The following is an 8,216-nucleotide window of genomic DNA, read 5'->3' on the forward strand; positions in this document are numbered from 1 at the left end:
TAAATATTGATGATATTTTACTATTAGAAGATGGTCACTGCTTTAAAGATAGTATCCTTAACTTATGCAGTACATTTGGCCGTAAAAACCAACATTTTCAATTGCACAGTGGAAGTTTTGACACATTAATTAAACTTTCTAAAGAAGGTTTAGGAATGACACTGTTACCTTATCTACAAACGTTAGATTTAAATCCAGAAGATAAAATTTATTTAAGAGAATTTAAAGAACCTGTACCAGCCAGAGAAGTTAGTATTATTTATCATAAATCTCAACTAAAAATTCAATTAATAGAAGCATTAAAAAATGTTATTGATGGAATTGTAAGAGGTGTAATAGCCTTTAACGACGTAAAAATAATTAGCCCTATACACCAAAAAAAAGGAGCATAAATGCTCCTTTTTTTTTATTTTTTTACAATTGCTAAACAAGTATGTAAATCTGGTTTATTTAATGTAAACTCTCTTAACCAAAAGTACAATTCTTTAATTTCAAAAGGTAATAGTCTATTTATTGCTTTTTCTAATTCTTTTTTAAATAAGTCTTTATTAAAACTAACTTTCTCAAGTACTATTTTAGTGTACTCAAACATTGCTCTTGCCATATTTTAAAAGATTTTAGTTGGTTAAATTAAAACGATTAATATATATATTTAGTATAGTGAATTTACAAAATAAAAATTAGAAAAAAAATTATTAAACCATCTCTTTATAAAAAATTACAGTTTGTTAATTTTTTCAAGTAAATTATTAGCTTCTTCTTCTAATTCTAAAGTTATGTTTTTAAAATGTGCTTTTTTATTTTCAACATTTTTCATGTTCACTTTTTCTACTAAAGAATCAAATGCCAAAATTGCTTCATCAATAATTGCTTCAGTATCTTTAGAATCAGTTTTAGGATTTAATAATTCCAAAGTGTAACACTCTTCAATTATATCTCCTAATACGTAATTAATATCTTTTTTTAAATTTTTAATGCTTGCCATAATGTCTATTTATTTTTATCCGTGCAAATTTACAAGAAATTGATTAATTACTTCATTAAAAGATTAAAAATTAACCTAATATTTAACAAAAAATGAATAAATATCCTTAATAACAACAATTATTAAGAAATCTTTAAATCCTTTAGTGTTTTAAGAGAATTTTCAATATGCTTTTCTGCACCAAACTGACTATTAAAAATATATTGTACAATTCCATCTTTATCTACAACATAGGTAACTCTGCCAGGTAAAAAAATCATACTTTTTGAAACTCCAAATAACTTTCTTACCTCATTATTAATATCGGCTAATAAAGTAAATGGTAAACTATATTTCTCTTCAAATTTTTTATGCGATTCAACACTATCAGAACTAATGCCTATAATAACAGCATCTATATTTTTAAATTGTTCAAATTCATCCCTGAATTTACATGCTTGTTTTGTGCAACCAGATGTATCATCTTTTGGATAAAAATAAATAACCATCGGTTTTCCAGTAGTATTATTTACTGTGAATAAATTTCCATTTTGATCCTTTAATTTAAATGAAGGTACTTTATCTCCAACTTTAATTTTTTCCATAGATGTACTCTTCATTTTAAAATTTAATAATAGTATTCCAACGATTACAACTGCTATTAAAATTAATTTTTTAATATTTAAATTTTAACAAATATCAATTAAAAAAATTAATTAGTTAGTTTTGCAGTATAAAATAAGAATCCTAGAAATTTTCTTCTAATAATTTTAGGCAAATTATAGCTGACTTCAAAAAAAATAAAAGATATATTAATGAAAACATTTATTGAAAATTTACCAAAAGCAGAATTGCATTTACATATTGAAGGTTCTTTTGAACCTGAATTAATGTTTAAAATTGCAAAAAGAAATGAAATTAAAATACCATATAATTCAGTTGAAGAAATTGAAGAAGCTTATAAATTTGATTGTTTACAAGACTTCTTAGATATTTATTATCAAGGTGCAGGAGTTTTAACCACTGAACAAGATTTTTATGATTTAACATATAGCTATTTACAAAAATGTGCAACTCAAAATGTACGTCACACTGAAATTATGTTTGACCCACAAACACATACAGAACGTGGTATTTCATTTGAAACTGTAATAAACGGAATTTCAAAAGCTTGTGATGATGCTAAAGAAAAACTGAATGTTTCTTCATTATTAATCATGAGTTATTTGCGTCATTTAAGTGAAGAAGATGCTTTTAAAACGCTAAAACAATCACTTCCTTTTAAAAGTAAAATTGCAGCAGTTGGGCTAGATTCTTCTGAAAAAGGGAATCCGCCATCAAAATTTAAAAATGTGTATGAAGCTTCTGTTAAAGAAGGTTATATTCCTGTTGCTCATGCGGGTGAAGAAGGATCAGCTGATTATGTTTGGGAAGCAATTGATATTTTAAGTATTAAACGTATTGACCACGGAAATAATTCACTTGAAGATGAAAAATTAGTTGCAGAAATTATTAAACGTGATATGGCTTTAACTGTTTGCCCATTATCAAACACCGCATTGCAAGTTGTTGATGATTTAAAAAATCACCCGTTGAAAAAAATGATGGATTTAGGTTTAAAAGTGACTATAAATTCTGATGATCCGGCCTATTTTGGTGGACAAGTAAATGAAAATTACATTGAAATTCAAAAAGCATTGAATTTAACTAAAGCAGATTTATACCAATTAGCAAAAAATTCTTTTCAATATTCATTATTAGATAAAAAATCTAAAGAAGTACTTATTAAAGAACTTGATAATTATTATAAAAATAACGCTTAATGAAATCTGGAAAAATTGTTCTTGATATCATAGGTAAAATTAAAACACCTTGGCTTACTCTTGAGAACATGCCAATTCAACCAACTGGCGCAAAAAATATAAAAGGTGTAATTGAAGTATTACCTGAATATTATGATGGTTTAAAAGATATTGAAGGCTTTTCACATATTACTTTAATATATCAACTACATTTAGTCACAGAACCTCAATTAGAAGTTATTCCTTTTATGGATACTGAAACTAAAGGAATTTTTGCAACCAGATCACCAAAAAGGCCAAATAAATTAGGTATCTCAACAGTTGAAATTGAAAAAGTTGAAGGAAATAAAATTTTTATATTTGATGTGGATATGATAAATGATTCTCCATTATTGGATATTAAACCTTTTTTTGAAGATTTTGATAATAGATTTAACACCAAAAAAGGTTGGTTATCCAATAAAACAAATACCAATAAATATCACTTTAAATCTGATGACAGATTTAAATAATTTATCTTTAATAATTATACTAAATATTCATTAATTTTCGTTTACCCTTTAATAAACTAATCAAATCAAATGAAAAAAACAATTATTTTAATTATCTCTATATTTTTTACGTTAACAACTCTATTTAGCCAAGCTAATGAAAAGTTTATTGATACAGGATCTGTAAAAAATCAATTCGATTATCTTATCAATAAATCTTTTAGTTATAAAGATTATAAAAATATAAAACTAAATTGGTTAACTAAACTAGAAGTTAATGTAATAGATTCTTTATCAAAATCGAAAAATGAAATTCTAAAAAGTTATGTAATTATTAATTCTCAAAACAAAACAATTGACAGTTTAAAAACTTCCATTGTGAATTACGAAAAAAATATAACAACTTTAACAAATGAAAAACAAAGTATTTATTTACTCGGAATAGAATTTGGAAAGTCATTTTTTAAAACGTTCATGTTTATAATAATTGGAATTTTAATTATTTTATTAGCCTTCTTTATTTCTAAATTTCAAAAAAGCAATAGCTTTACTACTCAAGCCAAATTAGACTTAAAAGAGTTAGAAGATGAATTTGAAACTCATAGGAAAAATGCTTTAGAGCGTGAACAAAAAGCAATGCGTAGACTACAAGATGAATTAAATAAACAAAAAAAAGAGTAACTTTACTTTCAAATTTAACTAAAAATGTTTTTTATTATGAAAAAAAATATGGGATCTGTTGACAAAATTGTTAGAGTATTAGTTGCAATAATTATTGCTGTTTTATATTGGCAAGGAATTATAAGTGGTACACTTGGGATTGTACTTTTAGTTTTTGCAGGTGTATTTGTATTAACTAGTTTAATAAGTTTTTGCCCTTTATATACTATATTAGGGTTAAATACTTGCAAGAAAAAATAAAATTTCAATAAAAAAAGAGGCTTTTAAAAGCCTCTTTTTTTATTCTCCACTATAACTCACAAAATTTCTTGGTGTTTCGTACAACGTAATCGAAAGTTCTAATTCTTTATCAATTTTTAAACGTAACTTATTCCAAATTACGACTGAAATATTTTCAGCCGTTGGATTTAGTGTTTTAAATTCCTCAACTTCTTCGTTTAAATTTTTATGGTCAAATTTCTCTTCAATTTCAGTTTCAATAAGGCTTTTTAGAATTTTCATATCCATCACAAAACCAGTTTCTGAATGAATTTCACCTTTCACAGAAACTATTAAATCATAATTATGCCCATGGTAATTTGGGTTGGCACATTTTCCAAAAACAGTGGCGTTTCTAGCATCGGTCCAATCTGCATTGTATAATCTATGAGCAGCGTTAAAATGCGCTTTTCTATTTACGGTTACTTTCATTTAAAATTTTTATTTACTAATAAAGCTATAATATTTTTCAAAAATTATTTTAAACCATTCAGTATAAATATCCGGATGTTCTAACATATCATTTTTCACTTCTTCAACAGTCATCCATTTAAAACTTTCAACTTCTTCCTTATTAATTTTAGGATTTTCATTAAAATAACCAATCATAATATGGTCTAATTCATGCTCCGTTAAACCATTTTCAAACGGTGCTTTGTATATAAATGAAGTAACTTCTTTTAACTCACAAACAAAGCCCATTTCTTCTTGTAAACGACGTTTACCTGCTTCAATATTACTTTCTCCATTACGTTGATGACTACAACAAGAATTTGTCCATAATAGTGGAGAATGATATTTATCCGCAGCTCTTTGCTGCAACATTAATTCATTCTTATCATTAAAAATAAATACCGAAAATGCTCTATGTAATATCGCTTTTTCATGAGCTTCCATTTTTGGCATTAAACCAATTTGCTCATCTTTTTCATTTACTAAAATAACCTGTTCTTCTATCATTATATTTTGAATTGCAACAAATTTACGAAAAAGAATACTGAAAATTAAAAGATTTCAAAATTGAAAAATACGAAACTTATTGAAACGTTAAATCATTAAATATTTTCATAAGAATACCATATATTTGCACCTCAAAATTTGAAGATGAGTTTTTTAAAAGAAATAGAGCGTAGACGTACCTTTGGAATTATTTCGCATCCCGATGCTGGTAAAACTACTTTAACTGAAAAGTTATTATTATTTGGTGGTGCAATACAAGAAGCTGGTGCAGTAAAAAATAATAAAATTAAGAAAGGTGCAACTTCCGATTTTATGGAAATTGAGCGTCAACGTGGTATTTCTGTAGCTACCTCTGTGCTTGCTTTTATTTATAAAGATAAAAAAATAAATATTTTAGATACACCTGGACATAAAGATTTTGCTGAGGATACTTTTAGAACTTTAACCGCTGTTGATAGTGTTATTGTAGTAATTGATGTTGCAAAAGGTGTTGAAGAACAAACTGAAAAATTAGTTGAAGTTTGTAGAATGCGTAAAATCCCAATGATTGTTTTCATAAATAAATTAGATCGTGAAGGTAAAGATGCATTTGATTTATTGGATGAAGTTGAACAAAAATTAGGTTTAAGAGTTACACCTTTGAGTTTTCCTATTGGAATGGGTTACGATTTTAAAGGAATTTATGATATTTATGGGGGAAAAATTAATTTATTTTCAGGAGATAATAAACAATCTGTTTCTGAAGGTATTGAATTTACAGATATTTCTGTGCCTGAATTAGATGAAATTATTGGTAAAAAACCAGCCAATACATTACGTGAAGAAGTTGAATTAGTTTCTGAAGTTTATCCAGAATTCAACAAAGAAGAATACCTAAAAGGAGATTTACAACCTGTATTTTTTGGTTCAGCTTTAAACAATTTTGGTGTAAAAGAAATGTTGGAATGTTTTATTGAAATTGCTCCATCACCACAACCAAAAATGTCTGAGGAGCGTTTAGTAAATTCAAAAGAAGAAACAATGACTGGTTTTGTGTTTAAAATACACGCCAATATGGACCCAAATCATAGAAACAGACTGGCATTTGTTAAAATTGTTTCAGGAACTTTTAAAAGAAATTCACCGTATTTACATGTACGTCATAATAAAAAATTAAAATTTTCTAGTCCAAATGCCTTTTTTGCTGAAAAGAAAGAAATTGTGGATGAATCGTTCCCAGGTGATATTGTTGGATTACAAGATACAGGAACATTTAAAATTGGTGATACTTTAACAGAAGGTGAAATCTTAAATTTTAAAGGTGTTCCAAGTTTTTCGCCTGAACATTTCAGATATGTTAATAATGCAGACCCTTTAAAATCTAAACAATTATTTAAAGGATTAGATCAATTAATGGATGAAGGTGTTGCACAATTATTTACACTAGATTTAAACGGAAGAAAAGTAATTGGAACCGTTGGCGCCTTACAATATGAAGTAATTCAATACAGGTTAGAACACGAATATGGAGCAAAATGTAGTTATGAAAACTTACCTGTTCATAAAGCTTGTTGGGTAGATCCTGAAGATATAAAAAATGCTGAATTCAAAGAATTTAAACGGGTAAAACAACGCTTTTTGGCTACCGACAAACAAGGACAATTAGTATTTTTTGCTGATTCAGAATTTACCATACAAATGACTCAAAGTAAATATCCATCCGTTAAATTACATTTTACCAGCGAGTTTAAATAATTAATATTCAATAACCGTAAACTCTAATTGTAAAGGTTTTATAGATTTTAACAGCAAAGGAATAAAATCATTACCAAGTTTTAAATAAATTTCCGAAAAATTACGAGTCCGCTCTTCTAAACTTTGATTTGGAAACAATTCATTTTGTAATAAAATAATTCTTTCTACAACATCAGAAAGTTTACGTTTTTGAGCTTTTAACAATCTTTTTTCTAAATTATCAAGTCCGTTTAGTTGTTTTTTCTCTTGTGCATTTACAGCTCCTAAAAAAGAAACATCTGTTTGTCTTGCAAGCTCTTTTAAAGCCTTAAATTGTTGTTGTAAATGTTGTTTTTGCTTAGAAAAATCAATTTCAACATCCGAAATTTCTTTTATTTTATTTGAAATTAAAGTTCCTTGCTCTAAAAATAATTCTCGCAAAGAAATATTTAATTTACAACTCTTAACTACCTGCTTTTCAGAAACTAACAATACTGAATTTCTTAATAATAATATTGGAAATGGTGTGTTTACACTATCAAAATAGTTCTTCAACTGAAACCAATATGCCAACTCTCCTCCTCCTCCAATATAACATAAATTAGGTAAAACTGTTTCTTGAAACAGAGGTCTCATAATCACATTTGGACTAAAACGTTCTGGATTATTTGATACTTCACTTAAAATTTCATCTTCTGAAAAAACAAGATTTGTATTATTAATTTTATATGTATTGTTTTCAAAGATAATACGTTCCCTCAAATTATCTTTTAGATAAAATAAGTTAATTTCTCTTGGGTTTACTTGAATAGAATAATTTTCACCTAAGTTTTCAATTGTTTTGGACACTTCTTTGAATGAAGTGTTATTTATTAATTCTTCTTCAATAGCAGGTATAAATTGTTGTTTTAATTGGGTGTCGTCTCCATCAATAATTACTAATCCATGTACTCCAAAAAGTTCATTTACTAAATAACGTGTTGCATCTGTTAAATTACCGTGATTTAAATATGATTTTTGAAATAATTCTTTCAAATAATTTGCATCAATAGAATTACCTATTAATTTAGAAAAATCGTTAAAAACACTATCAAAACCTTCAGTTTTTAATCTACCAACAGCTCCACTACTTTCGCGTTTCCACTTTACTTTCTTATCTTCAAAATTAAAATAGTTAATCTCTTCAAAATCGTGATCTTCAGTTGCCATCCAATAAACGGGTACAAAATTCTGATTTGGAAATTCCTTTTTTAAGACTTCCGTTAAATTGATTGTTGAAATTATTTTATATAGAAAATATAAAGGGCCTGTAAAAATATTTAATTGATGCCCAGTTGTAACGGTAAA

12 protein-coding genes are annotated in these 8,216 nt (G+C 26.8%); 6 read left to right on the forward strand and 6 right to left on the reverse strand.

Annotated elements, in window-relative coordinates:
• The coding region (locus tag ABY863_RS11435) for a LysR substrate-binding domain-containing protein (RefSeq protein WP_372794934.1) at positions 1-392 on the forward strand (392 nt) is incomplete at its 5' end.
• A gap of 14 nt (positions 393-406) precedes the next feature.
• On the opposite strand, the gene ABY863_RS11440 is transcribed toward ABY863_RS11435, so the two are convergent.
• The 3 genes from ABY863_RS11440 to ABY863_RS11450 all read right to left on the reverse strand — a co-directional run bounded on the left by ABY863_RS11440 (position 407) and on the right by ABY863_RS11450 (position 1,569).
• Positions 407-604: a hypothetical protein gene (locus tag ABY863_RS11440; RefSeq protein WP_372794936.1), complete on the reverse strand. Its 198-nt coding sequence runs from the start codon at positions 602-604 to the stop codon at positions 407-409.
• Between the two features lie 114 nt (positions 605-718).
• Positions 719-985: a hypothetical protein gene (locus tag ABY863_RS11445; RefSeq protein WP_372794938.1), complete on the reverse strand. Its 267-nt coding sequence runs from the start codon at positions 983-985 to the stop codon at positions 719-721.
• A 122-nt stretch (positions 986-1,107) separates the two neighbouring features.
• Positions 1,108-1,569, reverse strand: coding sequence for a peroxiredoxin (locus tag ABY863_RS11450; protein WP_372794940.1), 462 nt, complete (start codon positions 1,567-1,569; stop codon positions 1,108-1,110).
• A 210-nt stretch (positions 1,570-1,779) separates the two neighbouring features.
• Between ABY863_RS11450 and ABY863_RS11455 the strand changes: the two genes are divergently transcribed.
• From ABY863_RS11455 to ABY863_RS11470, 4 genes are all read left to right on the forward strand, one after another.
• A complete protein-coding gene (locus ABY863_RS11455; RefSeq protein ID WP_372794942.1) occupies positions 1,780-2,787 on the forward strand; it encodes an adenosine deaminase in 1,008 nt (335 codons plus the stop codon).
• A complete protein-coding gene (gene tsaA / locus ABY863_RS11460) occupies positions 2,787-3,278 on the forward strand; it encodes a tRNA (N6-threonylcarbamoyladenosine(37)-N6)-methyltransferase TrmO (RefSeq protein WP_372794944.1) in 492 nt (163 codons plus the stop codon). Before ABY863_RS11455 ends, tsaA begins: the two co-directional genes overlap by 1 nt.
• Positions 3,279-3,347: 69 nt before the next feature.
• The gene (locus ABY863_RS11465; protein ID WP_372794946.1) at positions 3,348-3,938 is read left to right on the forward strand and encodes a hypothetical protein; all 591 of its coding nucleotides are present in this window, start codon (positions 3,348-3,350) and stop codon (positions 3,936-3,938) included.
• A 36-nt stretch (positions 3,939-3,974) separates the two neighbouring features.
• Positions 3,975-4,178, forward strand: a complete 204-nt coding sequence (locus tag ABY863_RS11470; protein ID WP_372794948.1) for a DUF2892 domain-containing protein — start codon at positions 3,975-3,977, stop codon at positions 4,176-4,178.
• A gap of 39 nt (positions 4,179-4,217) precedes the next feature.
• On the opposite strand, the gene ABY863_RS11475 is transcribed toward ABY863_RS11470, so the two are convergent.
• Together ABY863_RS11475 and idi are read right to left on the reverse strand one after the other, a co-directional pair.
• The gene (locus ABY863_RS11475) at positions 4,218-4,628 is read right to left on the reverse strand and encodes a 6-pyruvoyl tetrahydropterin synthase family protein (RefSeq protein WP_372794950.1); all 411 of its coding nucleotides are present in this window, start codon (positions 4,626-4,628) and stop codon (positions 4,218-4,220) included.
• A 9-nt stretch (positions 4,629-4,637) separates the two neighbouring features.
• On the reverse strand, positions 4,638-5,156 hold the full coding sequence (idi, locus tag ABY863_RS11480; RefSeq protein WP_372794952.1) for an isopentenyl-diphosphate Delta-isomerase: 519 nt from the start codon (positions 5,154-5,156) through the stop codon (positions 4,638-4,640).
• Between the two features lie 144 nt (positions 5,157-5,300).
• Between idi and ABY863_RS11485 the strand changes: the two genes are divergently transcribed.
• Positions 5,301-6,890: a peptide chain release factor 3 gene (locus ABY863_RS11485; protein ID WP_372794954.1), complete on the forward strand. Its 1,590-nt coding sequence runs from the start codon at positions 5,301-5,303 to the stop codon at positions 6,888-6,890.
• Here the strand turns inward: ABY863_RS11485 and bshC are convergent.
• On the reverse strand, positions 6,891-8,216 hold a 1,326-nt coding region (bshC, locus tag ABY863_RS11490; RefSeq protein ID WP_372794956.1), incomplete at its 5' end, for a bacillithiol biosynthesis cysteine-adding enzyme BshC.

Origin of the sequence: Lutibacter sp. (assembly GCF_041562875.1) — a bacterium.
Lineage (GTDB): Bacteria > Bacteroidota > Bacteroidia > Flavobacteriales > Flavobacteriaceae > Lutibacter.

Bases quoted from the DNA above. Each gene is read 5' to 3' on its own strand.
- ABY863_RS11440 (WP_372794936.1), bottom strand. From the start codon at position 604: ATGGCAAGAGCAATGTTTGAGTACACTAAAATAGTACTTGAGAAAGTT.
- ABY863_RS11445 (WP_372794938.1), bottom strand. From the start codon at position 985: ATGGCAAGCATTAAAAATTTAAAAAAAGATATTAATTACGTATTAGGA.
- ABY863_RS11450 (WP_372794940.1), bottom strand. From the start codon at position 1,569: ATGGAAAAAATTAAAGTTGGAGATAAAGTACCTTCATTTAAATTAAAG.
- ABY863_RS11455 (WP_372794942.1), top strand. From the start codon at position 1,780: ATGAAAACATTTATTGAAAATTTACCAAAAGCAGAATTGCATTTACAT.
- tsaA (WP_372794944.1), top strand. From the start codon at position 2,787: ATGAAATCTGGAAAAATTGTTCTTGATATCATAGGTAAAATTAAAACA.
- ABY863_RS11465 (WP_372794946.1), top strand. From the start codon at position 3,348: ATGAAAAAAACAATTATTTTAATTATCTCTATATTTTTTACGTTAACA.
- ABY863_RS11470 (WP_372794948.1), top strand. From the start codon at position 3,975: ATGAAAAAAAATATGGGATCTGTTGACAAAATTGTTAGAGTATTAGTT.
- ABY863_RS11475 (WP_372794950.1), bottom strand. From the start codon at position 4,628: ATGAAAGTAACCGTAAATAGAAAAGCGCATTTTAACGCTGCTCATAGA.
- idi (WP_372794952.1), bottom strand. From the start codon at position 5,156: ATGATAGAAGAACAGGTTATTTTAGTAAATGAAAAAGATGAGCAAATT.
- ABY863_RS11485 (WP_372794954.1), top strand. From the start codon at position 5,301: ATGAGTTTTTTAAAAGAAATAGAGCGTAGACGTACCTTTGGAATTATT.